This is a genomic window from Amycolatopsis sp. N2S4-7, assembly GCF_058119595.1.
This window is the reverse complement of the sequence record NZ_CP172299.1, coordinates 5,124,634-5,150,182: the sequence shown is the minus strand read 5'-3', so window position 1 is coordinate 5,150,182 and position 25,549 is coordinate 5,124,634. Positions and strand designations below refer to the sequence as shown.

The window sequence follows — 25,549 nt, the reverse complement described above, 5'->3', positions numbered from 1 at the left end:
CGACTCCTAGAACGCGTACTCGAAGGTGTACCCCAGCTTGTCCTCGCCCATCGCGCCGCCGACGGTGCCGCTGCCGGTGAGCCCGGCCAGCGCGCCGGTGCCCGAGCCGGGGACGACGCTGAACGTCGACGCGATGCCCTGGGCGTCGAACGTGAACTCGTGCCGCACGACGAACGTCCCTTCGCGACCGTCCACCTTGCCCTCGAAGCGCTCGAAGCTCGGCGACGTCGTCGCGCCGCTTTCGTAGCCTTCGCCCGCGTAGTACAGCAGAAGGTCGCAGATCGATTCACCCTCGATGACGCCGTCGTACGCCATCGTGGCGTGCGCGTACGCCACCCGGGGGCCGCCTTCGAGGCCGCTGACGATCTTCTCTTCCCAGTTCTTCATGGTGAATGCGTTCATGGGAAGCAGTCTGGCCGCCATACCTGTCAGCTCGTGTCAGGTATTTCTGCCAGAATCGGTCCATGCGCGCCAGCCGCCTCCTGTCCGTCCTCCTGCTGCTGCAGAACCGCGGCCGGATGACGGCCGAGGAGCTGGCCGAGGAGCTCGAGGTCTCGGTGCGCACGGTCTACCGGGACATCGACGCGCTGTCGGCGTCCGGCGTCCCGGTGTACGCCGACCGCGGGCGGACCGGCGGCTACCGGCTGGTCGACGGCTACCGCACCCGGCTCACCGGGATGACCGAGGAAGAGGCCCAGTCGCTGTCGCTGGCCGGGCTGCCGGTGGCCGCCGCGGAGCTGGGGCTCGGCACGGTCCTCGCGGCCGCCCAGCTCAAGCTGTACGCGGCGTTGCCTGCCGAGCTGCGCGACCGCGCCGGCCGCGTCGCCGAGCGGTTCTACCTCGACGTTCCCGGCTGGCACCGGGGCATCGAAAGCCTGCCGGCGCTGTCCGCGATCGCCGACGCCGTGTGGTCGTCGCACCGCATCCGCATCCGCTACGAACGGTGGGGGCAGCGGGTCGTCGAGCGGGACGTGGAGCCGCTCGGCCTGATCCTCAAGGCGGGCAACTGGTACCTGGCCGGGCGCTGCGACGGCACCGACCGGACCTACCGGATCTCGCGCGTGCTGGAGCTGACGGACCTCGGCGAGGTGTTCGAGCGGCCGGCCGGGTTCGACCTCGCGAAGTACTGGCAGGAGTGGTCCGAGCAGTTCGAACGCCGGATGTTCCCGCGCGTGGCGGTGGTGCGGCTGTCGCCGCGGGCACAGGCTCTCGTACCGTTCTACGCGGGCGCGGTCGGCGCTCGCGCGTTGCGTTCGGCGACCGGGGAACCCGACGCGGACGGCTGGCTCACCGTGGAGCTGCCGGTGGAGCCGGGCGAACCGGCCATCGGCGAGCTGCTGCGGTTCGGGCCGCACCTGGAGGTCCTCGAACCGGCGGACCTGCGTGCGGAGCTGGCGGAAGCGATCGAGGAGATGGGCGCGTTCTATGGGTGAGCTGAGCGGGATCGCCATCGGCGTCACAGCCGAACGCCGGGCCGAAGACTTCATCGCGGCGCTCGAACGCTACGGCGCCGACGTCCGGCACGCGCCGACGATCACCATCGTGCCCCTGGACGCCGACCCCGAGCTGCGCGCGGGCACCGAGGCGGTCCTGGCCGGGCGCGTGGACTTCACCGCGGTGACGACCGGCGCCGGCTTCCGCGGCTGGCTGACCGCGGCCGAGGCGTGGGGCCTGCGCGAGAGGCTGGTGACGGCGCTGGGCGAGTCCCGGATCTACGCGCGCGGCCCGAAGGCCGTCGGCGCGGTCCGCGGGGTCGGGCTGCGCGAGTCCTTTTCGGCCGCTTCGGAGAGCAACGCGGAACTGTTCGGCGCGCTGGCCTCGGCCGGGGTGGGCGGCACGCGAGTGGCCGTCCAGCTGCACGGAACGCCGCTGCCTGAGCACACGGACCCCCTGGAACAGGCGGGGGCGACGCTGCTGCCGGTGCAGCCGTACCGGTGGTTCTCCCCGCCGGACGTGAGCCCGGTGCACGCTCTCATCGACGCGGCCGTGGCGGGCGAGCTGGGCGCACTGGCGTTCACGAGCGCGCCGGCGGCGTCGAACTTCCTGGCGCTGGCCCGGTCCTACGGCCGCTACGACGAGCTCGTTGCGGCGTTGCGCGGTCCGGTGGTGTGTGCGTGCGTGGGTCCGGTGACGGCGGCTCCGCTGGAGGCGGTGGGCATCGAGACGCTGCAGCCGGAGCGTCAGCGGCTGGGTGCGTTGGTGAAGCTGCTGGTCACGGCGTTGAGCCCGGGTTAGTCCTCATCGGGCGGCAACTCACCGGCCGCCGCCGCCCGGACCGCCTCCCGGCCCGCCGCTTCCTCGCTCATCCCTTGCCGCCAGTAGCCCGTGAAGCAGATCAGCCGCTTGTCGACCTCCCGCTCCCGCACCAGGTGGCGCCGCACCGACTTCACCACCCCCGCTTCGCCGGACACCCACGCGTACGGCGTCCCGCCCGGGAACGCCGCTCCGCGGACCGCTTCCAGCAACGCCTCGCCCCGCGGCCGGGCCCCGCGCAGCACCCAGTGGATTTCCACCGCTCCGCGCGTCTCGAACACCTGCCGGTCCGCGCGGTCCGCCAGCTCGACGAACACCGAGGCCCGCGCGCCCGGCGGGAGCCGCTCGACGATCGCGCCGATCGCCGGCAGCGCCGTCTCGTCGCCCACCAGCAGCTGCCAGTCCGCGCCGGCCGGGACGTCGTACAGACCGTACGGGCTCAGGAACGCCACCCGGTCACCGAGGGCCGCGCGGGACGCCCACGCCGACGCCGGCCCGGTGTCGCCGTGCAGGACGAAGTCCACGTCGATCTCCGCCGCCTCCGGGCGGTGACCCCGGACCGTGTACGTGCGCATCGGCGGGCGGACGTCGTCCGGCATCGCCAGGTACGCCCGGTACCAGGACATGACGTCGGAGCCGGTCTCCGGCAGCACCGGCGCTTCCTGTCCCCGCGGCGGGAAGAACACCTTGACGTACTGGTCGGGCGCCCCGGCCGGTACGTCGCGGAAGCTCTCCGCGGCGAACGTCACGCGCACCATGTGCGGCGTGACCGGGCGGACCTTGGTCACCAAGGCACGGTGATAGGCGAGAGCCACCTGGGTCTTCATTAGGCGAGGCTAACCTAAGATCTAGGCTTCAGAACAGCCCCTCCGGGCCCGGATCCTCCTCACCCTCCGGCTTCCAGCGGTATTTCCGCAGGTCGACGCGCTGGCCGTCGGCGAGCACGCCTTCCGCCCGCAGCCGCTCCAGCTGGTCGTGGACCAGGTGCGGGGCCGGGGTCCCGTTCGCGCGCAGGATCCGGTGCCACGGCAGGTCGTGCCCGTCCTCGGCGAGGATCGCGCCGACCATCCGCGGCGACGGCGCCCCGGCCAGCGCCGCGATGTCGCCGTACGTCGCGACCGTGCCGGCCGGCACGGACTCGATGATTTCCCGCACGCGCTCGTGCAGAACGTCGTCCATGACCGACACTCTGCCGGACGGGTCCGACATTTTCGGGGTCCGGGTGGCGGAGCCCCGGACGTCACCGACACTTTTCGCGCCATCCACCGCACGGCCGGGCACCTTCACCGCCGCCAAGCCGTGCCGGTGCACCACCCGGGGGACCGGGCGTGGTTCCATCGCGGGGTGAACGGGAGGCGAACGGCGCAGGCGAACGCGCGGCTGGTGCGCACGCCGATCACCGACGCACCCACGTTCACCTGGGATTCCGGGGCCCGGCGCGTGCTCTCCGCGCCCGGCGGGTTCCTCCGCGTGCTCGGCGGGCCCGGCACCGCCAAGACGGCGCTGCTGGCCTCGGCCGCGACCCGCCGGATCGCCGAGGGCGCCGACCCGGAGAGCGTGCTGGTGCTCACCACGTCCCGCAAGTCCGCCGACGCGCTGCGCGCCGACATCACCCGGCGGCTCACCGCCGATCCCGATCTGGCGCGGCCGCTGCCCCGGACCGTCCGCGAACCGCTCGTCCGGACCGTCCACTCCTACGCCTACTCGCTGCTGCGCCTGGAGGCGATGGCCGAGGAACTCCCGCCACCGCGGCTGCTCGCCGGCGCCGAACAGGACGTCGTCGTCCGCGAACTGCTCGCCGGCGACCTGGACGAGGAGGCCGAGTACTGGCCGGAGCAGCTGCGGCCCGCCCTGATGGTCCCCGGGTTCGCCGAGGAGCTGCGTGACCTGCTGATGCGCGCGGCCGAGCGCGGGCTCGGCCCGGAGGACCTCGCCGAGCTGGGCCGCCGCCGCGGCCGCGAGGAGTGGGTCGCCGCCGGGCAGTTCTGGGCCCAGTACGAAGAGGTCACGCAGCTGCAGGGCGCGGGCGGCAACGCGCTGGGCGTCGCGAGCTCGCCCGCGCTGGACGCCGCCGAGCTGGTCACCTCCGCGCTGCTCGCCCTGGAGGACGACGACGAGCTGCGCGAACGCGAGCGCACCCGCGTCCGGCACCTGTTCGTCGACGACGCCCACCACCTCGACCCGCTGCAGACCAGCCTGGTCCGGCTGATCGGGCACACCGCCGCCGAGTTCGTCGTCGCCGGCGACCCCGACCAGAACGTGTTCTCCTTCCGGGGCGCCGACGCGAGCCTGTTCGCCGACGCCGACCCGGACGGCAGCCGGACCGTCACGCTCACCACGGCCCACCGGCTCGCCCCGGCCGTCCGCCTGGCGGTCGCGAAGATCGGCGCGACGCTGCCGGGCGCGTCGCCGCACCGCAAGATCGTCCCGCCTCCGGGGGCCACGGGCGGGAACGTGCGGGTCCGCGTGATGCCGACCCCCGCCGCCGAAGCGAGCTGGATCGCCGACCAGCTCCGCCGCGCGCACCTCGTCGACGGCGTGCCGTGGTCGGAGATCGCGGTGCTCGTCCGGTCGCCGGCGCGGACCTTCCTGGTGCTGCAACGCGCGTTGCGCGCGGCCGGCGTCCCGATCGGGTCGGCGACCGAGGAGCTGCCGCTGGCCAAGCAGCCCGCGGTCCGGCCGCTGCTGGCCGTGCTGAAGCTCGCGCCGCAGCCCGACCTGCTCGACGTCGACCTCGCCGAGATGCTGCTGTCGTCCGCGCTCGGTGGCGCGGACCCCTTGGCGCTGCGGCGGTTGCGACGCGGTCTGCGGCGGCTCGAGCTGGCCGGCGGCGGCCAGCGGTCGAGCGACGAGCTGCTCGTGGAAGCGTTGCGGGGCGGGGACATCCTCGCCGGGCTGGCCGACGCCGAGGCCGAGCCGGTGCGGCGCGTCGGCGGGCTGCTGCGCGTCACGCACCAGGCCGTGGCGCGCGGTGACGGCGTCGAGCAGGTGCTGTGGCAGCTGTGGAACGAAAGCCGCCTGCAGGACAAGCTGCTGAAGCAGGTCGAGCGCGGCGGGTCGCTGGGCGCGCAGGCCGACCGCGACCTCGACGCCGTCGTCGCGCTGTTCGACGCGGCCGGCCGGTACGTCGACCGGCTGCCCCGCGCGAGCGTCGCGTCCTTCGCGGACTACCTGGGCGCGCAGCAGATCGCGGGGGACACGCTCGCCCCGGCCGCCGTCCCGTCCGACGGCGTCTCGCTGCTCACCGCGCACGCCGCCGCCGGGCGCGAGTGGACGGTCGTCGCGGTCGCCGGTGTCCAGGAGGGCGCGTGGCCGGACCTGCGGCTGCGCGGGTCGGTGCTCGGCGTGGAACGCCTCAAGGACCTGATGGCGGGCGTGGACGACGACGCCGTGTCCCAGACCGCGCCGATCCTCGCCGAGGAACGGCGCCTGTTCTACCTCGCGATGAGCCGGGCGAAGCAGACGCTGCTGGTCACGGCGGTGTCGGGGGAGGACGAGCAGCCGTCGCGGTTCCTCGACAACCTCGAGGAGAACGGCGCCGACGACGGCGGCCTCGACTCGCGGATGAAGCCGCCGGGCCGGTCGCTGGTGCTCGCCGAGCTGGTCGGGGAGCTGCGCGAGGTCGTCTGCGACGACAAGGCCGATCCCGGACGCCGTCGCCGCGCGGCGAAGCAGCTCGCGCGCCTGGCCGAGGCGAAGGTCCCCGGCGCGCACCCGTCGACCTGGTACGGCCTGCTCCCGGCGTCGACCGACGAGCCGGTGCACCCGCCGGGCGACCTGATCCGGATCTCACCGTCCACAGTGGAAATCCTGACGAAGTGCCCGCTGCGCTGGATGATCGAGCGCCACGGCGGCAGCGACCCGGCGCAGCTGGCCGCCGTCACCGGGACGCTGGTGCACGGGCTCGCCCAGGCCGTCGCGTCCGGCAGCACCGACGCCGAGCTGCAGGCCGCGCTCGACGAGGCCTGGGTGCGCGTCGACGCCGGCGCGCCGTGGTTCTCGCGGCGCGAGCGGCGCCGCGTCGAGCAGATGCTGCGGAACTTCACGACCTGGCTGGAGCGCAGCCGGGCGGAGCTCAAGGAAGCCGGCGTCGAGCAGGACATCGAGGTCGAGCTGCCGGCCGGCGGCGAGGACGAGGTCCGCGTGCTGCTGCGCGGCCGCGTCGACCGGGTCGAGCTCGACAGCGAGGGCCGCCCGGTGATCGTCGACATCAAGACCGGCAAGGTGCCGGTGTCGGGCGCGGACGCCGAGGCCCACCCGCAGCTGGCGGCGTACCAGCTGGCGGTGCTGCTCGGCGCGATCGAGGGCCGCGACGCCCCCGGCGGCGCGCGGCTCGTGTACGTCGCGAAGGCCAACAACAAGACCGGGTCGACCGAGCGCTCCCAGCCGCCGCTGGACGAAACGGGCGGCAAGCAGTGGCTGGAGCTGGTGCAGAAGGCGGCCGCTTCGGCGACCGGGCCGGACTACCAGGCGCAGGAGAACCCGGACTGCGACCGCTGCCCGGCGCGCGGCAGCTGCCCGCTGCGGCCCGAAGGCAGGCAGGTACCGGGTCCGTGACCGCATCGTCCTCCCGGGGTGAGGTGGGCGCGTGAGTCCCCTTCTCATCGCGAACCCGGTCGAACCCGCCGAGCTCGCCGACGCCCTCGGCCTGCACCGCCCGACGCCCGAACAGGCCACGGTGATCGCCGCGCCGGTCGAGCCGTCGCTGGTGGTCGCCGGGGCGGGCGCGGGCAAGACCGAGACCATGGCCGCGCGCGTGGTCTGGCTGGTGGCCAACGGGATCGTCAGCCCCGACCGCGTGCTGGGCCTGACGTTCACCCGCAAGGCCGCGCGCCAGCTCGGCGAACGCGTCCGCGCGCGGCTGCGGCGGCTCGCGGGCTCCGGGCTGCTCGACCGGCTCGACCCGACCGGTGGCCTGCGGTCCACCGTGGTCGCCGGCGAACCGACGGTGCTCACCTACCACGCCTACGCCGGGCGGCTGCTGTCCGAACACGGGCTCCGGCTGCCGGTGCAGCCCGGCGTGCGGCTGCTGTCCGAGACGTCGTCGTGGCAGATCGCGCACCGCGTCGTGTCCACCTGGGACAACGAGCTGGACACCGATCGCGTCCCGCCGACGGTGACCGCGGACCTGCTCGCGCTGGCCGGGGAGCTGGGCGAGCACCTGATCTCGGTCGAGGAGCTCGCCGAGTACACGACGTGGATGTGCCGCGTCATCGAGAACGCGCCGCGCGTCAAGGGACAGCGGGCCGCGCTGCCGCAGAAGCTCACGGAAATCATGGCGGCGCAGCACTTCCGGCTCGCATTGCTGCCGCTGGTGGAGGAGTACCACCGGCGCAAGCGCAACGAAGGCGCCCTGGACTTCGCCGACCAGATGTCCCTGGCCGCCCAGCTGGCGAGCGGGTACCCGTCGGTCGTGCGCGGCGAGCGGGAGCGCTTCGGCGCCGTGCTGCTCGACGAGTACCAGGACACCGGGCACGCCCAGCGCGTGCTGCTGCGGGCGCTGTTCGGCGGCGTCGAGAACCCGCCGATGCCGGTGACCGCGGTCGGCGACCCGGCGCAGGCGATCTACGGCTGGCGTGGCGCCAGCGCGGCCAACCTGCCCCGGTTCACCACGGACTTCCCGCGCTCCGACGGCGAACGCCTCGTCCCGGCGAGCGAATACGGGCTGCTGACGAGCTTCCGCAACCCGCCGGAGATCCTCGACCTCGCCAACGCGATCGCCGAACCGCTGCGGGCCCGCGGCCTCGGCGTCGAACGGCTGCGGGCGCGCGAAGGTGCCGGGCCGGCGGACATCGCGTGCGCGCTGCTGCCGGACGTCCGCGCCGAGCGCGACTGGGTGGCCGACGCGCTCGCCCGGCGCTGGTACGCCCACCAGGAAGAGACCGGGAAGCCGCCGACCGCCGCGGTGCTGGTGCGCCGCCGCGCCGACATGGCCCCGATCGCCGCCGAACTGCGGGCGCGCGGCCTGCCGGTCGAGGTCGTCGGGCTCGGCGGGCTGCTGGACGAACCCGAGGTCGCCGACCTCGTCGCGACGTTGAAGGTGCTCGCCGACCCGTTGTCGGGCAGCGCGGCGGCCCGGCTGCTGACCGGCGCCCGCTGGCGGCTCGCGGCCGCCGACGTCGCCGCGCTGTGGCGGCGGGCCGGGGAGCTGTCCAGCCCGGAGAAGGCGGCTTCGGACGCGCCGGAGCTCGTCGTGGAGCGCGTCGAGCAGGCCGGGCTGATCGACGCGATCGACGAGCCGGGGGACCCCGCGCGGTACTCCGAGGAGGGGTACCGGCGCATCAAGCGGATCGGCTGGGAGCTGTCGGCGTTGCGGCGGCGGCTCGACCAGTCGCTGCCGGAGCTGGTCGCCGACGTCGAACGGACGATGCTCCTGGACGTGGAGTCCTTGGCGCGCCCGGGTTCCGCCGGGCGCGCGCACCTGGACGCGTTCGCCGAAGTCGTCACCGACTACGCCGAGACGGCCCCGACGGCGACGCTTCTGTCCTTTGTGGACTACCTGAACACGGCGGCGCACGCCGAGGACGGGCTCACCCCGGGCGAGGTCGAGGTCGTCCCGGACCGCGTGCAGGTGCTCACCGTGCACTCGGCGAAGGGGCTCGAGTGGCAGGTCGTCGCCGTCCCGCACCTGGTGCACGAGGTGTTCCCCGGCCGGCGGCGGTCGTCGTCGTGGCTGCGGACCGCGACGTCGCTGCCCGCGGCGTTGCGCGGGGACTCGGAGGACCTGCCGGAGCTGCGGATCGCCGAGGGCTACGACCGCAAGGAAGTCCAAGAAGGACTGGAGCTGCACGAAGCCGGGTTCGTCGAGCGGGAGCAGTCGGAGGAACGGCGGCTCTGCTACGTCGCGCTGACGCGGTCCGAACACGCGCTGATCGTTTCCGGGCACTGGTGGAACGAAAGCAGCAGCCGGGCGAAGGGGCCGTCGGAATTCCTGACGGAGATCGCCGACGTGGTGCGGGAGACCGGCGTCGGCCAGCTCGCCGAGTGGGCGCCGGAGCCGGACTCCGACGACGAGAACCCGCTGGTGTCGGACTCGCGGGCGGGCCGCTGGCCGGTCGACCCCCTGGCCGACCGCCGCACCGGCGTGCAGACCGGCGTGGAGCTGGTGTTCGAGGCGTTGTCCGCCGCTCCGGAGGACGAGGAGTCCGAAGAGGACGATCCGGACGGCTGGCTGACCGACACCGACGTCCTGCTGGAGGAGTGGGCGCGCAAGGACGACCAAGTCAGGCGGGTCGCGCTGCCGTCGCGGCTTTCGGTGAGCCAGCTGGTCGCGCTGGCCGACGACGCCGACCGGCTGGCGGCGGACCTGCGCCGTCCGCTTCCGGTGGAGCCCAACAGCTTCGCCCGCCGCGGCACGGAGTTCCACGGCTGGCTGGAACGCCGGTTCGCCGGCGACCAGCTCATCGAGATCGACGACCTCCCCGGCGCGGCCGACTTCGGCGAGGCCCCCGACGCCGACTTCGAAGAGCTCCAGACGGAGTTCGAGAAGAGCGAGTGGGCCCCGCGCGTCCCGGTGGCGGTGGAGGTCTCGTTCTCGGCCGACGTCGAGGGCATCACGCTGCGGGGCCGCATGGACGCGGTCTTCGCCGACCCCGACGGCGGCTGGACGGTGGTCGACTGGAAGACCGGCGCGGTCCCCCCGGAGTCCCGGATCCCGGCGTTGGCGGTCCAGCTGGCGGCGTACCGCATGGCGTGGGCGGCACTGAAGAACGTCCCGGTGGACCGGGTCCGCGCGGCGTTCCACTACGTCCGGGCGAACCGCACGATCCGCCCGGCGGACCTCCTGGACGCCGACGGTCTGAGGCAGATCCTCCGCGACATCCCCGAGGCGTGAAGCCCGCTCAGTCACGCGTGAGGCCCGTCCGATCACGGGGCAGGCCGCCAGGAGGTGCGCCGGCCGTTGCGAGGTTGCCATCGACTCGTCGTTCCACGCGGCGGCCCGCCGCCCGGTTCGGCTATCCTCCGGGCGTGAGTGACGCTGGACACCCGCCGCTGGGAGCGGGTGCATGAAGGCACTGAAGCGGTTGCCGCTGGGCAGTCTCACCGATCGGCCGGACCACGAGCTCGTCGGCGTCCTGCGGATGCCGGAGCTGACCGTCAGCCCGCTCCGCGCGATCGTCAAGCGGATCATCGGTGCGCTGCTCGCCCTGCTGGCCACGGTCGTGATCGTCTACATCGACCGCGACGGCTACCGCGACGCCAACGGCGACGGCCTGTCCCTGCTGGACAGCCTGTACTACGCCACCGTCTCCTTGTCGACGACCGGCTACGGCGACATCGCGCCGGCCACGTCGTCCGCCCGGCTGGTGAACGTGCTGGTGATCACCCCGCTGCGGGTGCTCTTCCTCATCGTGCTGGTCGGGACCACCCTGGAGGTGCTCACCGAGCGCTCCCGGCAGGCGTTCAAGATCCAGAAGTGGAGGACGAAGGTGCGCGACCACACGGTTGTCGTCGGGTTCGGCACCAAGGGCCGGTCCGCCGTCAACGCGCTGCTCGGCGACGAGAACGTCGCCCCGGGACAGATCGTCGTCGTGGACACCGACCAGCAGGCCCTCGACGCGGCGAGCGCGCTCGGCCTCGTCGCCGTGCACGGCTCGGCCACCCGCGCGGACGTCCTGCGCGTCGCCGCGGTGCAGCACGCGCGCGCGGTCGTCGTCGCCCCGAACCGGGACGACACGGCCGTCCTCGTCACGCTCACCGCCCGCGAGCTGGCGCCCAAGGCGCACATCGTGGCGTCGGTGCGGGAGGCGGAGAACGTCCACCTGCTCAAGCAGTCCGGCGCCAACCAGGTCGTCGTGTCCAGCGAGACGGCCGGGCGGCTGCTCGGCATGGCGACGTCGACGCCGCTGGTCGTGGACATCATGGAGGACCTGCTGACCCCGGAGTCGGGGCTGGCGATCGCCGAGCGGCCGGTCGAGCCGTCGGAGGAGGGCGGGTCGCCGCGGCACCTGCCGGACATCGTTCTCGGCGTGGTCCGCGACGGCGTTCTCTACCGCGTCGACGCCCCGCAGGCCGACGCGATCGAGCCCGGCGACAAGCTGCTGTACGTCAAGAAGGTCACGCAGGCGGAGAAGATCCAGCAGCGGTAGCCCCGACCAGGCACCTGGGTTTTGGCAGCGGGATCTGGAACCATGACCGGGTGCCCCCGCGATCCCTCGCCCTGAAGTGGCCCACGGTGGCGATCCCCGCCGCGGCGGGCGTGCTCGTCGTGCTCCTCGCCTGGCTCGCCGGGCCCGGGCTGCTGGGCATCGCCAACGACGACCTGGGCGCGCCGGTGCAGGCCGAAGTCACGAAGCCGGCGTCGTGCGACCAGCCGGACGCCGTCGAGACCGTGCGGTTCACCATCGCCGGGAAGACCCACGAAGGCACGCTCAACGGCTGCGGGCACGGCCAGGGCGAGCGCGTCGAGGTCGGCGTGCCGGAGGTGCTGCCGGACCAGGGCACGGTGACCGTCAGCGCCGCGGACACCTCGGCGGGGGCGTCGGACGCCCGCCGCCCGGTGGGGCTCGCGCTGCTCGTGTTCGCCTGTTTCTCCGGCGGGATGTTCGTCTACCTCTGGCTGAGCATCCCGCTGCGGCCGAAGCCCGCCGCGAAGGTCAGCTGACCTCGGACGACGGCGCCGCGAAGGTGTTGCAGTCGGCGATCCGGTTGCTCGTCGCGCCCGCCCGCCACCAGGACGCGTAGTGCGCGTTGGTGCCGTGGTCGTGGCTGCGGGAGGTGTTGTCGCCGCGGGTCTCCTGGTCGTTCCAGGCCTTGTTGTACATGTCGCGGCTGATCGTGCCGCCCTGGTCGACGTGCGCGCCGAGGAACATGCCCGAGAAGCACTGGGCCTGCAGTTCCTTGCGCCGCGACATCTCGAGTCCGGCCGGGCTGTTCTGGCCGGCCTCGTAGATCTTCTGCCAGGCCGCGTCCATCAGCCCGGCGACCTCCTGGACGTGGTGGCCGTACTCGTGGGCGAACAGGGCCAGGTAGACGCCGGGGTTGTTGCCGTACTGGTCGGTCTGCAGGCCGCGGAACGGGACGTACAGGTTGTTTTCGCAGTAGTACGCGGCGGTCGCGATGCCGACCTGGATGGTGCCGCACTCGGTCTCGAAGCTCGCGCCGGTCGGGAAGTGCAGCGCCGGCGGCGTGAACGGCAGGTGGTAGGCCTCGAGGAACGGGCCCCACGCCGCGTCCAGGCACTTGCTGGCGGCGGTGAAGAACGCTTCCGCGCCGTCCTGGGTGCTCTGCCAGGCCGGCAGCGTGCAGACACGGTTCTGCAGCCCGGCGTTCGGGTCCTGCAGGATCGGGTGGTCGGCGAGCTTGAGGACCTTCTGCGGGCCGGTCGCGCTGGGGACCGACGCCTCGGACGACGGGCTCGACGCCGAGGCCGGGGCACCCGCGCCGCCGGGCGGCAGCTGCGAAGGACTGTCCTGGGACGACGGTGCGTCGCGGTAGTTCGCGTTCGCCAGCGGCGTCTCGGTGCGGTTGAGCGCCACGATCGCGACGAGCCCGAGCACCAGCACGGCCACCGCGCCGAGGCAGACGCCGATCACCGCCGCCGGCGAACGGCGCTTCGGCGCGGACACGGTGTGGGGGCGGCCCAGCCACGGGAGATCCGGTTGCGCATCCGGCACCGGCGGCGGCTGGACGGTTCCGCGAGGCGGTACCCGGCCGTGGGGCGGTTGCGTCATCTAGGCAGTCCCGAAGGGTCTCGGTACGGAGCGGGGGTACCCGATCCCGGCGTTCAGCATATCGGGGGAACGGGGCCTCCCGCACCCGTCCGTGCGCGTGCTGTCACGGCGCGCGGACGTCACCCCAGGTCTGGCCGGGTGCAGGCGGCTCTGAGAGAGTGTCGTCAAGCAGGTACTGCAGGCGAGGGGCTTCGATGACAGACACCGGTGGCGCGCCCGGCGGAGAGGGCGCCGACACGCCGACACCGAGCCAGGGGATCCCCCAGGCTCCGGCCCCCGGATCGGGTGAACCGAAGCCGTCGCAAGATCACGCGGCGTCACCGGCGACGCCGCCGCGGGGGTGGGAGGCTCCGGACCCGCAGGCGGCGCAGCCGCAGCCGCCCGCCGGCTGGCAGCCGCCGGATCCGCAGGCTCCGCCGCCGTCGCAGGGCTGGCGGCCGGAGGCGCTGCCGCCCTTCTCCGGGCAGCAGCCGCGCTACGCGGCGGCACCGGGCTGGAACCCGCACGGGCTCGGCAAACCGGGCGTGATCGCGCTGCGCCCGCTCAACGTCGGCGACATCCTCGACGGCGCGATCACCGCGATCCGCCGTCACCCGCTGCTCATCCTCGGCATCGGCGCGGTGATGGCCGTGCTCACCGCCGGGATCACGTTCCTGGTGCAGAAGTACGCGCTCGCCGACCTGGAGAACCTCGCCTCGACGGCCGAAATCGGGCCGGGTTCGACCGACGCGGAGGTGCGCGACGCCCTGTTCGGCACGTTCGGCGACCTCTTCCTCGTGCTGATCCCGACGACGCTGGTCTCGACGCTGCTGATGACCCTCACCACCGGCCTGATGGCCGCGGTGATGGGCCGGGCCGCGCTGGGCCGCGAGGTCAGCTTCGGCATCGCGTGGCGCGAGGTGCAGCCGCGGCTGCTGCCGCTGTTCGGGGTGGCGTTCGTGTACGCGCTGGTCACCACGGTGGGCGTGCTGCTGTGCATCATCCCCGGCGTGCTGGCCTGGGTGTTCTGGGCGCTGGCGGCGCCGGCGCTCGTGCTCGAGCGCGGAACGCTCCGGCAGGCGTTCTCCCGCTCGGTCAAGCTGGTGAGCGGCGCGTTCTGGCGGGTGCTCGGCGTCCTGCTCCTGGCGCGGATCATCGAGTCGTTCTTCGAGAACATCATCCAGCTGCCGTTCACCCTCGGCACCGGCGTGTTCGACCAGGTGCTGAACCCGGGCAAGGCGTTCGTGCCGAGCACCGGCGACCTGCTGCTGCAGTCGGCCGGGCAGATCATCGCCGGCACGATCGCGATCCCGTTCGTCACGCTGGTCACCGTGATCGTCTACCTCGACCAGCGGATGCGCCGCGAGGGCATGGACATCGAGCTGGCCCGCGCCGCCGGGGTGACGCCGCCGCAGGCATGGTGACGCTGGTGCTGCGAGACGTCCCGGTCGACATCGGCCGGGACGACGCGCGCCGCGCCGCCGCGCAGGAGCTGTCCGACCCGAAGTACCGGGACGCGCAGCCGAACATCCTGCAGCAGATCGGGCAGTGGCTCGGTGAGCAGCTCGAAAAGCTGCTGAACGGCCTGTCGTCGGTGGTTCCGGGCGGGCCCCTCGGGCTGCTGCTGGTCGTCGTGCTGCTGATCGTGCTCGTCGTCGTGGTCCGGCTGCGCACCGGCAAGGTCGCCCGGACCTCGCGCGCCGGCCGGGCCGTGTTCGGCGGGCAGCGCCGGAGCGCCGACGACTACCGCCGCTCGGCCGCCGAAGCCGCGGCCGGAGGCCGGTACGGCGACGCCGTCCGTGACCGCTTCCGCGCCGTCGTGCGGGCGCTGGAGGAACGCGCGCTGCTCGACACCCGCTCCGGCCGGACGGCGGACGAGGCCGCCGCCGAGGCCGGGCTGCTGCTGCCGAACGTCGCGAACGAGCTGCGTCAGGGCGCGCGGCTCTTCGACGACGTCCACTACGGCGGCCGCGAAGGCACCGAAGGGGCCTACCGTGCGCTGACCGAGCTGGACGAACGCTGCCGCCGCGAGCGGCCGGTCGCCATGGCGGGCTCGTGAGTACCTCGGTTTCGCCCGACCTGCGCCGGATCTGGCGCGGTGCGCGGGTTCCCCTCGCCCTCGTCGCGCTGATCTTCGCCGCCGGCGCGCTCCTGCTGCTCGGCCGCGGCGAGCAGACGCACGGCGCGCTCGAACCCGGCTCCTACGAACCCGGCGGCGCCCACGCGCTCGCGAAGCTGTTGCGGGACCAGGGCGTCGACGTCCGGACGGCGCACACGATGGCCGAAGCGGACGAGGCGGGCGAAGGCGCGACGCTGCTGGTCACCCAGCCGGACCTGGTCCCCGCGAAGCGCCTCGACGCGCTGCGGGAGCGCGCCGAGGACGTCGTCCTCGTGACGCCGGGAGCGCCGACGCTGCACGATTCGCTGCCGCTGGTGCACCCGGTCGGCCAGAGCGACGTCGGCACCCTGAGCCCGCAGTGCACGGTGGCCGCGGCGGTCGCGGCCGGCGACGTCACGCTCGGCGGGATCGGCTACTCCTCGCCCGGCGCGCGCTCGTGCTACCCCGGCGAGGACGGCGGCGGCACGCTGCTGCAGCTGGCCGACGCGGGCGGCACGACGACGTTGCTCGGTTCCCCGGCGCCGCTGACCAACGCGCAGCTCGCCGAGGACGGCAACGCGGCGCTGGCGCTGCACCTGCTCGGGGCGCACCCCAAGCTCATCTGGTACCTGCCGTCGGTGACCGACCCGGGGCTGGACGACACCCGCAAGTCGATCTTCGACCTGATCCCGGACGGCTGGTACTACGGGGCCGCGCAGGCGTTCATCGCCGTGGCGCTGCTGGCGTTGTGGCGGGCGCGGCGGCTCGGCCCGGTGGTCACCGAGCCGCTGCCGATCGTCGTCCGCGCGGCCGAAACCGCCGAGGGGCGCGCCCGGCTGTACCGGCGGGCGAAGGCGGCCGGGCACGCGGGTGAGACCCTGCGGGAGGCGGCGCGGACCCGGCTGCGGACCACGCTGGGCCTGCCGCGCGACGCCGATCCGGCGGCGCTGGTGACCTCGGTGAGCGAGCGGACCGGGCGGCAGGCCAACGACGTCGGCGCGGTGCTCTACGGCCCGCCGGTGCCGGACGACCCGGCGCTGGTCCGGCTGGCCGGCGAACTGGACAGGGTGGAACGAGAGGTGGGGCGAACTTGACCAGCGGTACCGAAAACGCGACCGGGGCCCGCGACGCGCTGATCGCGCTGCGCGCCGAGGTCGGCAAGGCCGTCGTCGGCAACGACGCCGCGGTCACCGGGCTGATCCTGGCCCTGCTCTGCCGGGGGCACGTGCTGCTCGAAGGCGTTCCGGGGGTGGCGAAGACGCTGCTCGTGCGGGCACTGGCCGCGGCACTGGACCTGGAGATGACGCGCGTCCAGTTCACGCCCGATCTGATGCCCGGCGACGTCACCGGCTCGATCGTCTACGACGCCCACAGCGGCGAGTTCTCCTTCCGCGAGGGGCCGGTGTTCACGAACCTGCTGCTCGCCGACGAGATCAACCGGACGCCGCCGAAGACGCAGTCGTCGCTGCTGGAGGCGATGGAGGAGCGGCAGGTCTCGATCGACGGCAAGTCGCGGCCGCTGCCGGACCCGTTCATCGTGATCGCCACGCAGAACCCGGTGGAGTACGAGGGCACCTACCCGCTGCCGGAGGCGCAGCTGGACCGGTTCCTCCTCAAGCTCACCATGCCGACGCCGTCGCGTGAAGACGAGATCGGCATCCTGCTGCGGCACGCGCAGGGCTTCGACCCGCGCAACCTGGCCGCGGCGGGGCTGAAGTCCGTCGCGGGCGCGGCCGAGCTGGCGGCCGCGCGGGAAGCGGTGGCGCGCGTGACGATCGGACCCGAGGTGATCGGGTACGTCGTCGACCTCTGCCGGGCCACGCGGCAGCTGCCTTCGGTGCGGATCGGCGTCTCGCCGCGCGGTGCGACGGCGCTGCTCGCGGTCGCCCGGGCCTGGGCCTGGCTCGCCGGACGCGACTACGCGACCCCCGACGACGTCAAGGCGCTGGCGCGGCCCGCGTTGCGGCACCGCTTGGACGTGCGGCCGGAGGCCGAGCTCGAAGGCGTCACCGCGGACGGCGTCCTGGACCGCGTGCTCGCGTCCGTGCCCGTGCCGCGCTGACATGGCGGTCACCGGAAGGCTCGGGCTGGTGGCGCTGTTCGGCGCGCTCGTGGTCGGGCTGCTCGTGCCGTCGGACACCGGGATCCTGCTGGTCGGCGGGGTGCTGCTGGTGCTGGTCGTCGTCGACCTGGTGCTGGCCGGGAGCGTGCGGCCGCTGACGTTCGCCCGCTCCGGGGACACGTCGGTGCGGCTCGGCGAGCCGTGCGAGGTGACGCTGGTGGTGGCGAACCCCGGCCGCCGCACGGTGCGCGGGCGGCTGCGTGACGCGTGGCCGCCGAGCGCGGGGGCGGCGGAGCGGCACGCCCTGCGCGTCCCGCCGGGGGAGCGGCGCGCGTTGGTGACCGCGTTGCGTCCTTCGCGGCGGGGTGACCGGACGGCGGCGCGGGTGACGGTCCGGTCGGTGGGACCGCTGGGACTGGCCGCGCGGCAGGGTTCGCACGTGGTGCCGTGGTCGGTGCGCGTGCTGCCGCCGTTCCACAGCCGCAAGCACCTGCCTTCGCGGCTGGCGCGGCTGCAGCAGCTCGACGGCCGCAACGCCGTGCTGATCCGGGGCCAGGGCACGGAATTCGACTCGCTGCGCGAGTACGTGATCGGCGACGACGTCCGGTCGATCGACTGGCGGGCGACCGCGCGGGCGGCGGACGTGATGGTCCGGACCTGGCGCCCGGAACGCGACCGGCACGTGGTGCTGGTGCTCGACACGGGCCGCGTCTCGGCGGGCCGGGTGGGGGACGCGCCGCGGCTGGACGCGGCGATGGACGCGGCGTTGCTGCTGGCGGCCTTGGCTTCCCGGGCCGGCGACCGCGTCGACCTGCTGGCCTACGACCGCCGGTTGCGGGCGGCGGTGCAGGGGTCGTCCGGGGCCGCGCTGCTGACGTCGCTGGTGAACGCGATGGCGCCGCTGGAGCCGTCGCTGATCGAGACGGACGCGCGCGGGATGGTCGCCGAGGTGCTCCGGCGGACCCGCCGCCGGGCGCTGGTGGTGTTGCTGACCGGCTTGGACGCGGCGCCGCTGGAGGAGGGGCTCTTCCCGGTGCTGAGTTCTCTGACGGCGCGGCACGAGCTGATCGTGGCGTCGGTGGCGGACCCGCGGGTCGCGGAGATGCTCACCGGCCGCGGCGACGCGGAAGCGGTGTACGACGCGGCGTCGGCGTCGCGGACCGTGGCGGAGCGGCAGCGCGTGACGGAACGCCTGGGGCGCCACGGGATCAGCGTCGTCGACGCGGTGCCCGAGGAACTGCCGCCGGCGCTGGCGGACCGGTACCTGGCGTTGAAGGCCGCGGGGCGGCTCTAGGCCGACTCGGGCAGGGCGTCCCCGGCGTCGCGCGCGTCGAGGTCGCCGACCTCGCCGTCCTTCGCCGCGCGCCGGCCGAGGGTGAAGACGTAGACCAGGAAAGCCACTTCGACGACGACGCCGATCCCCACGCGCAGCCACGTCGGCCAGCCGGACGGCGTCACGAACGCTTCGATGATCCCCGACACGAACAGCACGCACGCCAGCCCGAGCGCCATCACGACCACCGACCGGCCCTGTTCGGCCAGCGCCGCGGTCCGGGACCGGCGGCCGGGGTCGATCACCGTCCAGCCGAGCTTCAGGCCGGTGCCCGCCGCGACGAACACCGCCGTCAGCTCCAGGAGGCCGTGCGGGAGCAGGAGGCCGATCATCACGTCGCCGCGGCCCGCCGCGCTCATCGCGCCGATGATCACCCCCGCGTTGAGGGCGTTCAGCCAGAGCGCGCCGATCACCGGCAGGCCCAGCGCGATGCCGAGGAACAGGCAGGTCGCGGCCACCCAGGCGTTGTTCGTCCACACGCGCGCCGCGAACGACGTCGCCGGCCCGGTCGAGTAGTAGGTCTCCGCGTCGCCGCCGGGCTTGGTCAGCTGGTTCAGCTCGTCCGGGGTCGCGATCGCCGCCCGCACCTGCGGGTCGCCCGCGACCCAGACGGCGATCACCGCCATCACCGCGATCGACACCAGCGCGGCGGGGATCCACCAGCGCCGCGAGAGGTAGACGGCGGCGGGGAACCGGCGCGTGAAGAACAGCGCGACCTCGCGCCACGCCGGGTTGTGCGACCCCGAGACCGCCGACCGGCCTCGCGCGACCAGGCCCGACAGCCTGCCGACCAGCGCCGGGTCGGGCGCGACCGAGCGGACGATCGACAGGTGTGTCGCGGTCCGCTGGTAGAGCGTCACCAGCTCGTCGGCCTCGGCACCGGTCAGCTTGCCGCCGCGGTGGGTCAGCTCGCCGAGCCGGTTCCACTCCGCCGCGTGCGCCGCGACGAAGACGTCAACATCCACGAGGCCAGCCTAGCTGGCGCCCGCCGCCGCTAGGCTGGGTTCCGTGCACGAGGAATCCGAGCTGGTCACCGGCGAAGCCGTCGTCCTGGACCTGCGCGTGGCCAAGCTCGCCAGCCGCGCGCTGGCGATGGCGCTGGACGTCCTCGTGCAGGGCGCGCTGCTGCTGGGCGCGATCTTCGTGCTGACGATCGCGATCCCGGAGGCGGACGAGGCGCTCGCGCTCACCCTCGTGCTGGTGTTCCTGGTGCTGATCATGGTCGGCTACCCGGTGCTGTTCGAGACGCTCTCGCGCGGCCGTTCGCTGGGCAAGCTGGCGGTGGGGTTGCGCGTGGTGCGCGTCGACGGCGGGCCGATCCGGTTCCGGCACGCGATGGTCCGCGGGCTCGCCGGGTTCATCGTGGACTTCTGGATGCTCGGGCTGTTCGGCGCGGTCGCGGTGATCGTGTCGCTGTGCTCGTCCGACGGCCGCCGCGTCGGCGACTTCCTGGCCGGGACGCTCGTGGTGCGCGAGCGGGTGCCGGACAGTGCCGGTTACCCGGCGATCGGCATGCCCCCGGGCCTCGAGGGCTGGGCGGCCCAGCTCGACCTGACCCGGTTGCCGGACGACCTCGCGCTGGCGAGCCGTCAGTTCCTGGCGCGGTTCCGCGAGCTGCGCCCGGAGGCGGCGCACGCGCTCGGCTGGGGGCTGGCGCAGCAGGTGGGCAACGCGCTGGGCACGCCGGTGCCGCCCGGGGTGCCCCCGTGGGCGTTCCTGGCGGCGGTGCTGGCGGAACGGCGCAACCGCGACCACGCCCGGGCGTACCAGGCGTATGCGGCCCAGGTGGAAGCGGCGCGGGGCGGCCCTTTCGCGGCGACGGGCCAGGCGGGATATCCGGGGCAGGTTCCGGCGGGGTATCCGCAGGCCGGCCATCCGGGCTCTCCGGCGGCCGGCTCGCCGGGGTACCCGGCGGCCGACCAGCCGGGGTTCATGCGGGCGGGCCACTCCGCTTCGGCCGCTCAGCACGGCTACGCGACCCCCGCACAGCCGTCTTCAGGACCGGCCGTGCCGCCTGAGCCGTCGCCTTGGTCGGCGGCCGAATCCGCTGCCGAGCCGACTCCGCCGTCGGGCACCCCGGTGGCCGTTCCGGTCGAAAACCCGTTCACGCCACCGAGCTAGGACACGTCTCCCGAGGCCGAGAGCCACGTGTTGCACTGCTGGTTGCGGTTCTTCGTCGCGCCGTGCTGCCACCAGGAGATGTTGTGCTTGGCGCTGCCGTGGTCGCGTTTGCCGTTGCGGGCGTAGTCGTCGCCGCGGTCCTGGGCGTTCCAGGCTTCGTTGTAGACGTTCTTGTCGACCGAGCCACCGGAGACCGACGCCGAGCCGAGGAACATGCCCGAGAAGCACTGCGCCTCGAGCTCCATGCGCCGTGACAGCTCCAGGCCGGCGGCCGAATCGGCGCCGGCGTCGTAGCGCTGTTCGCCGTACGCGTCGGTGATGCCGGACAGGTTCTGCACGTGGTGGCCGTATTCGTGGGCCAGGATCGACAGGTACGGGCCGGGGTGGTTCCCCCACACGTCGACCTCGATGCGGTCCATCGGCATGTAGATCGTGTTGTTCGTGGGGCAGTAGAACGGCGTGACGCCGGTGGTGGTCCCACCGCTGCCGCACGGCGTCGACGACTCCGAAAGCGATTGCGGCACCGCCAGGTTCGGCGACCGGAACGGCAGGTTCGCGGCGCCGAGCATCCGCGACCACATCGCGTCGAGGCAGCCGATGCCGGACTGGAAGAACCGGGTGGCGCTGTTCTGGTCGGTCGCCCAGCGGCTCAGCGAGCACGGGATGTTCTGCAGGCCGTAGTCGGGATCGCCGAACAGCGGGTTGTCGCCGGTGCGCGCGACCGGCCGCGGGCCGGACGGGGTCTGCGACGCCGGGGTCTGGCGCGCGGTGGTGGTGCGGGAGGTCGTTCGCTCGGTCGACGACGTGGTCTCGGTGGTTTCTTCGGTGGTGTAGGTGGGCGAGTAGGTGTCGCTCGGGTAGGTGCTCGAGTAGCCGGCGTCGGCGACGTGCCGGGTGTTGCCGCTCATCAGCGCAACGGCCGCGACAAGCCCCCCGACGACGGCAACGATCCCGATGATCGCCACGGCGACGATCACCCCGGCGTTCGACTTCTTCGCAACGTAGGGCGTGTAACCGGGAGCGAAGCGCGGCCCGAAGGACGGCGGCCCGGCATAGCCGGGGATGAAGACGGGCGGCGCGGCCGCAACGGGAGGCGGCAGAGGAGCCCGCCCCGGCGGCGGCGCGGGGTAACCGAACGGCGGCGTACCCGGCGGCGGCCCGCCGAAGGGGCGCCCCTGGCCACCAGGAGTTTGCGGCGCGCCCGCAGGCCCCTGCGGCGGGCGGTTCGGCGCTCCGGCCGGACCGGGCGAGCCCGGCCTCCCGCCGTGCCCCGGCCAACCGCTCGGGCCTGGTTGTCCCGCCGAGCCCGGCCCCAGTGGCGCCTGCCCTGGGGAACCGGGTCCCTGCGGCCCCTGCCCCGCCGAGCCCGGCCCCTGTGGCACCTGCCCCGGCGAACCCGGCCCCTGCGGCCTGCCCTGCGGCAGCGGCCGCACCCCCGGCGGCGGCAGCGGCGGCCGCCCCGGTGGGGGCAGCGGGCGGCGCGGGTCGTGCGGGCCAGGGCCAGAGCCAGGGCCAGGACCGGAGCCAGGACCCTGCGGGCCGTGCGTCATCGAGTGGAACCCCCCGTGCGATTTCCCCGTCGGAAGCGGCGTACCTGCGAAGATCTCGCCGTTCCGGGCGTCAGCATAGATCGGGTGCTCTAGGGTGTGGTGCTGTGTTGAGGAAATGGGGGACAGCGGCCTGCGTCGCCGCGGCCGTGCTGGCCGCCGCCGGGCCCGCCGTCGCGCAGGACGGTCCCTCGGCCGGGCCCGTCCTGCCGAACCTGCCGGCCGACCAGGTCAAGAAACCCCAGCTGCTCAGCGGGAACGACCTCCAGCCGCCGGACGGCGCCACCGCCGACGTCGCCCTCAAGGTCCTCCGCGACGGTTCGCTCGAAGTCACCGAGAAGGTCACCGTCCCCGGCGGGAAGCAGCTCACCTCGCGCGTCCCCCTGCGGGTCGCCGCCAGTGACGACCAGGACCGCGTCTTCGCCGTCCGCGACGTCAAAACCGAAGGCGCGGCCACCAGCCGGCTCACCGGCGACCAGCTCGTCCTCACCTTCACCGGCGGCAGCTCCACCGTCACCTACACCGTCGACGGCGCCATCGCCGACCAGAGCGGCCGCCAGCAGGCCCGCTGGCAGGTCGCGAGCGGCTTCGACACCCCGCTCGACAAGCTCACGGCGTCGTTCCTCGCCCCGTCGCCCCAATTGTCCCCTGTGGACTGTTTCGCCGGCCCGATCGGTTCCAGCCAGCGCTGCACCCTCGCCGAGCTCGACCACACCGGCGTCGTCCGCCTGGAACAGAACGACGTCCGGCCCGGCGACCGCGTCGACCTCCTCGTCGGCCTGCCGGCGGGCACCACGCCGGCGAACGCGAAGTTCGCCGACATCGGCCTGCTGGCCAACGCCTTCGCGCCGACGCCGCTGACCGGCGTCGTCTTCGCCCTCCTGCTCGTCTTCCTCGTCGTGGGCGGGCTCGTCGTCCGGCGGCGCCGCAAGGCGGACGCGGGCGCGCTGCACACCGCCACCGGCCCGGTCGAGGTGCTGCTGCGCGACGGCGGACGCGTCTGCTTCGCGAGCCCGGACGGCGTGCTGCCCGGCCAGGTCGGCACGGTCGTCGACGAGACCGTGGACGTCGTCGACATCAGCGCCACCGTCGTCGACCTCGCCGTCCGCAACTACCTCTGGCTCGCGGAAGTCCCCGGCCACCACGGCCCCGACTGGCAGCTCGCCCGCCGCAACCCGCCCGACGAGCACCTGCACGACTTCGAGCGCGCCGTCTACCGGACCCTGCTGCCGGAGGGCACCGACACCGTGCTGGTGTCGCAGCTGCGGGCCCGCGGCGGGCTCGACCTGCGCCCGATCAGCGACGCGATGTACGCCGACGTCGTCACCAAGCGCTGGTTCTCCCGCCGCCCGGACACCGCCCGCGGGCGGCTGACCTGGCTCGGCGCCGGTGTCTTCACGCTCGGCCTGGTCGCCACCGCGGTGCTCACCTTCACCGTCGGGGACGCGCTGATCGGCGTCGCCGTCGCGCTGGCCGGGCTCGCCGTCGCCGCGGCGGCCGCGCTGCTGCCGTCGCGCACCGCGCGCGGCCGGGCCCTGGTGGGCCAGGTCCGGGGGCTCCTCGACTACCTGCACACCGCCAAGGCCGAGGACATCCCGCCCGCCGACCGCGAGCTGGTGTTCTCCCGGTCGTTGCCGTACGCGGTCGTGCTGGGCGACACCGAGCGCTGGCTCGGCGCCTTCGCCGCGCTCAACCCGGCGTCGGACGGCTCGGCCGGGCTGTACTGGTACGGCGGGATGGAGTCCGAGCGCGACCTGCGCCGGTTCGGCGCGCACTTCCCGTCCTTCCTGACCGCGCTCGACGGGCTGCTCACCGAGTCCGGCCGCGCCACCGCGACGCGCTGACCGTGCTCGGCCGGGCCGTCGGCGGGGCGGCGCTGACGCTCTTCCTGGCCGCGGTGCCCGCCGCCGCGCAGGACCAGCCGCCGCTGCCCGCGCTGCCGCAGAGCGCGGAGATCCAGCTCAAGGTCCAGCGCGACGGCTCGCTGTCGGTCGCCGAAGCGATCTCGGTCCCCAACGGCACGACCATGGACCGCCGCGTCCCGCTGCGGGTCGCCGCGCCCCACCACCGCGACCGCGTCTACGGCGTCCGCGACGTCGTGCTCGAAGGCAGCGGGACGGCGTCGGTGGACAAGGACGCGTTCACGGTCCACCTCACCGCGGGCACGTCGATCGTCCGGTACACAGTGGACGGTGCCGTCGCCGCGGACGGCGGCGTCGAGCGGGTCACCTGGGAGCTGGCCGGCGGCTGGAGCACCGAGCTGAAGTTCCTCCGGGCCTCCTTCGCGGCGCCCGAGATCCCGACCGCCGTCGACTGCCTCGCCGGGCCGCCGGACTCCGACTTCAAGTGCGGCGCGGCGCAGATCGACCACGCCGGGCTGACCCGGTTCAGCCAGCAGAACCTGGCCGCGGGGCAGCGGATGACGGCGACGGTCGAGCTGCCCGCGGGCACCGTCCCCGCGAACGCGGACCTGGTCCCGGCGAAGACGATCGGCGGCGCGTTCGTGCTCACCGCCCCGGTCGGCTGGGCCTGGGCGGGCTTCGGCGTGCTGCTGCTCGCCGCGTTCGCACTGGTCTGGCTCGCACGCCGCCGTGACGCCGGGACGGGGGAGCCACCGAAGGCCGAACTGGTCGCCAAGGGCGGCGAGTTCGCGTCACCGGAAGGCGTGCTGCCGGGCCACACCGGGGTCCTCCTGGACGGCCGGCCCGGGGCCGCCGACCTCGCCGCGACCGTGCTCGACCTCGCCGTCCGCAATTACCTGTGGGTGAGCGCCGAGGACGGCGGCTGGCGCCTCTCCCGCCGCAACCCGGCCGACGAGCACCTCACCGCCTTCGAACGTGCCGTCTTCACGGCCGTCGTGCCGGAGGAGTCGGTGACGCTGGCCGAACTGCGGCGGCAGCACGTCGAGATCGGCCCCGCCGAGCTGACCGCCGACCTCGTCCGGCGCGGCTGGCTCGCGGCCCGGCCGCGGCGGCTCGGCCGGGCCGGGATCCGGGTCGTCTTCTACGGCGCGTTCCTCACCGTCCTGCTGGCGCTGACCGTCGGCTTCGCCCAGCTCGGCGTCATCGTCGTGCTGGCCGGGGCCGCCGCCGTCGCGGTCTCGGCCGCCCTGCCCGCGCGCCGGCGGGCGGGTGCCGACGTCGCCCGGCGCCTTCGCGGGGTCGCCGGGAAGCTGGCGTCGGTGCGGCCCGGTGACCTGACGAAGCCGCAGCGCGAGCTGGTGTTCTCGCGCGGCCTGCCGTACGCGCTCGCTCTGGGCGAACTGGGGCCGTGGGTGGCCGCGTTCGACGGGCTCGACCACCCGCCGCCGGTGTACTGGCACGACGGCGACGTCACCCCTGACCAGGCCGGATCGTTCGCGACGGCGCTCGCGGGCACGTTCGCCGGTGCCCGTCGCGGGCGTCTGCTCGACGCCGTGGGCCGGGACACCGGTTCTCATTCGCCAGGCGTGCCGCACCCGGACGCCGACCCGTCGTAGGGTGG

The 25,549-nt window shown here is 74.0% G+C and carries 20 protein-coding genes; 14 read left to right on the top strand and 6 right to left on the bottom strand.

Annotated features, from left to right (window positions below; genetic code table 11):
• Nucleotides 1-6 precede the first annotated feature (6 nt).
• Nucleotides 7-402 (bottom strand): DUF3224 domain-containing protein, encoded by a 396-nt coding sequence (locus ACH54P_RS23815; RefSeq protein ID WP_489916248.1) that lies wholly within the window; start codon nt 400-402, stop codon nt 7-9.
• A 62-nt stretch (nt 403-464) separates the two neighbouring features.
• Between ACH54P_RS23815 and ACH54P_RS23810 the strand changes: the two genes are divergently transcribed.
• Nucleotides 465-1,433: a helix-turn-helix transcriptional regulator gene (locus ACH54P_RS23810; protein ID WP_489916246.1), complete on the top strand. Its 969-nt coding sequence runs from the start codon at nt 465-467 to the stop codon at nt 1,431-1,433.
• A complete protein-coding gene (locus tag ACH54P_RS23805) occupies nt 1,426-2,235 on the top strand; it encodes a uroporphyrinogen-III synthase (protein ID WP_489916244.1) in 810 nt (269 codons plus the stop codon). The genes ACH54P_RS23810 and ACH54P_RS23805 overlap by 8 nt, the downstream gene beginning before the upstream one ends.
• Here the strand turns inward: ACH54P_RS23805 and ACH54P_RS23800 are convergent.
• Together ACH54P_RS23800 and ACH54P_RS23795 are read right to left on the bottom strand one after the other, a co-directional pair.
• A complete protein-coding gene (locus ACH54P_RS23800) occupies nt 2,232-3,080 on the bottom strand; it encodes a siderophore-interacting protein (protein ID WP_489916242.1) in 849 nt (282 codons plus the stop codon). The two genes, ACH54P_RS23805 and ACH54P_RS23800, sit on opposite strands and share 4 nt — an antisense overlap.
• 28 nt (nt 3,081-3,108) lie before the next feature.
• The gene (locus ACH54P_RS23795) at nt 3,109-3,432 is read right to left on the bottom strand and encodes an MGMT family protein (protein WP_489916240.1); all 324 of its coding nucleotides are present in this window, start codon (nt 3,430-3,432) and stop codon (nt 3,109-3,111) included.
• Nucleotides 3,433-3,636: 204 nt separating this feature from the next.
• Here ACH54P_RS23795 and ACH54P_RS23790 point away from each other — a divergent pair, with 204 nt between their 5' ends.
• From ACH54P_RS23790 to ACH54P_RS23775, 4 genes are all read left to right on the top strand, one after another.
• Complete coding sequence (locus tag ACH54P_RS23790) at nt 3,637-6,810, top strand: ATP-dependent helicase (RefSeq protein ID WP_489916602.1); 3,174 nt, start codon at nt 3,637-3,639, stop codon at nt 6,808-6,810.
• Nucleotides 6,811-6,841: 31 nt separating this feature from the next.
• A complete protein-coding gene (locus ACH54P_RS23785; RefSeq protein WP_489916238.1) occupies nt 6,842-10,087 on the top strand; it encodes an ATP-dependent helicase in 3,246 nt (1,081 codons plus the stop codon).
• 172 nt (nt 10,088-10,259) lie between these two features.
• Nucleotides 10,260-11,342, top strand: coding sequence for a potassium channel family protein (locus ACH54P_RS23780; protein ID WP_489916236.1), 1,083 nt, complete (start codon nt 10,260-10,262; stop codon nt 11,340-11,342).
• Between the two features lie 86 nt (nt 11,343-11,428).
• On the top strand, nt 11,429-11,857 hold the full coding sequence (locus ACH54P_RS23775; protein ID WP_489916600.1) for a hypothetical protein: 429 nt from the start codon (nt 11,429-11,431) through the stop codon (nt 11,855-11,857).
• Here the strand turns inward: ACH54P_RS23775 and ACH54P_RS23770 are convergent.
• A complete protein-coding gene (locus ACH54P_RS23770; protein ID WP_489916234.1) occupies nt 11,850-12,869 on the bottom strand; it encodes a neutral zinc metallopeptidase in 1,020 nt (339 codons plus the stop codon). The genes ACH54P_RS23775 and ACH54P_RS23770 overlap by 8 nt on opposite strands.
• A 251-nt stretch (nt 12,870-13,120) precedes the next feature.
• On the opposite strand from ACH54P_RS23770, the gene ACH54P_RS23765 reads away from it, so the two are divergent.
• The 5 genes from ACH54P_RS23765 to ACH54P_RS23745 are packed head-to-tail and all read left to right on the top strand — an operon-like array spanning nt 13,121 to nt 18,359.
• Entirely contained in the window at nt 13,121-14,329 is a 1,209-nt protein-coding gene (locus ACH54P_RS23765) for a hypothetical protein (RefSeq protein WP_489916232.1), read from the top strand.
• Nucleotides 14,323-14,964: a DUF4129 domain-containing protein gene (locus ACH54P_RS23760; protein ID WP_489916230.1), complete on the top strand. Its 642-nt coding sequence runs from the start codon at nt 14,323-14,325 to the stop codon at nt 14,962-14,964. Before ACH54P_RS23765 ends, ACH54P_RS23760 begins: the two co-directional genes overlap by 7 nt.
• Nucleotides 14,961-16,097, top strand: a complete 1,137-nt coding sequence (locus ACH54P_RS23755; protein ID WP_489916228.1) for a DUF4350 domain-containing protein — start codon at nt 14,961-14,963, stop codon at nt 16,095-16,097. The genes ACH54P_RS23760 and ACH54P_RS23755 overlap by 4 nt, the downstream gene beginning before the upstream one ends.
• A complete protein-coding gene (locus tag ACH54P_RS23750) occupies nt 16,094-17,065 on the top strand; it encodes an AAA family ATPase (RefSeq protein ID WP_489916226.1) in 972 nt (323 codons plus the stop codon). The genes ACH54P_RS23755 and ACH54P_RS23750 overlap by 4 nt, the downstream gene beginning before the upstream one ends.
• Before the next feature lies 1 nt (nt 17,066).
• Nucleotides 17,067-18,359 carry a DUF58 domain-containing protein gene (locus tag ACH54P_RS23745; protein ID WP_489916224.1) on the top strand — a complete coding sequence of 431 codons (1,293 nt, stop codon included), beginning with the start codon at nt 17,067-17,069 and terminating at the stop codon, nt 18,357-18,359.
• Here the strand turns inward: ACH54P_RS23745 and ACH54P_RS23740 are convergent.
• A complete protein-coding gene (locus ACH54P_RS23740; protein WP_489916222.1) occupies nt 18,356-19,363 on the bottom strand; it encodes a stage II sporulation protein M in 1,008 nt (335 codons plus the stop codon). The two genes, ACH54P_RS23745 and ACH54P_RS23740, sit on opposite strands and share 4 nt — an antisense overlap.
• Before the next feature lie 43 nt (nt 19,364-19,406).
• Between ACH54P_RS23740 and ACH54P_RS23735 the strand changes: the two genes are divergently transcribed.
• Complete coding sequence (locus tag ACH54P_RS23735; RefSeq protein ID WP_489916220.1) at nt 19,407-20,519, top strand: RDD family protein; 1,113 nt, start codon at nt 19,407-19,409, stop codon at nt 20,517-20,519.
• On the opposite strand, the gene ACH54P_RS23730 is transcribed toward ACH54P_RS23735, so the two are convergent.
• Nucleotides 20,516-21,496: a neutral zinc metallopeptidase gene (locus tag ACH54P_RS23730; protein ID WP_489916218.1), complete on the bottom strand. Its 981-nt coding sequence runs from the start codon at nt 21,494-21,496 to the stop codon at nt 20,516-20,518. The two genes, ACH54P_RS23735 and ACH54P_RS23730, sit on opposite strands and share 4 nt — an antisense overlap.
• Before the next feature lie 677 nt (nt 21,497-22,173).
• Here ACH54P_RS23730 and ACH54P_RS23725 point away from each other — a divergent pair.
• Together ACH54P_RS23725 and ACH54P_RS23720 are read left to right on the top strand one after the other, a co-directional pair.
• Nucleotides 22,174-23,910 (top strand): DUF2207 family protein, encoded by a 1,737-nt coding sequence (locus tag ACH54P_RS23725; protein WP_489916216.1) that lies wholly within the window; start codon nt 22,174-22,176, stop codon nt 23,908-23,910.
• Nucleotides 23,911-23,912: 2 nt separating this feature from the next.
• Nucleotides 23,913-25,544 (top strand): DUF2207 family protein, encoded by a 1,632-nt coding sequence (locus ACH54P_RS23720; RefSeq protein WP_489916214.1) that lies wholly within the window; start codon nt 23,913-23,915, stop codon nt 25,542-25,544.
• Nucleotides 25,545-25,549 lie beyond the last annotated feature (5 nt).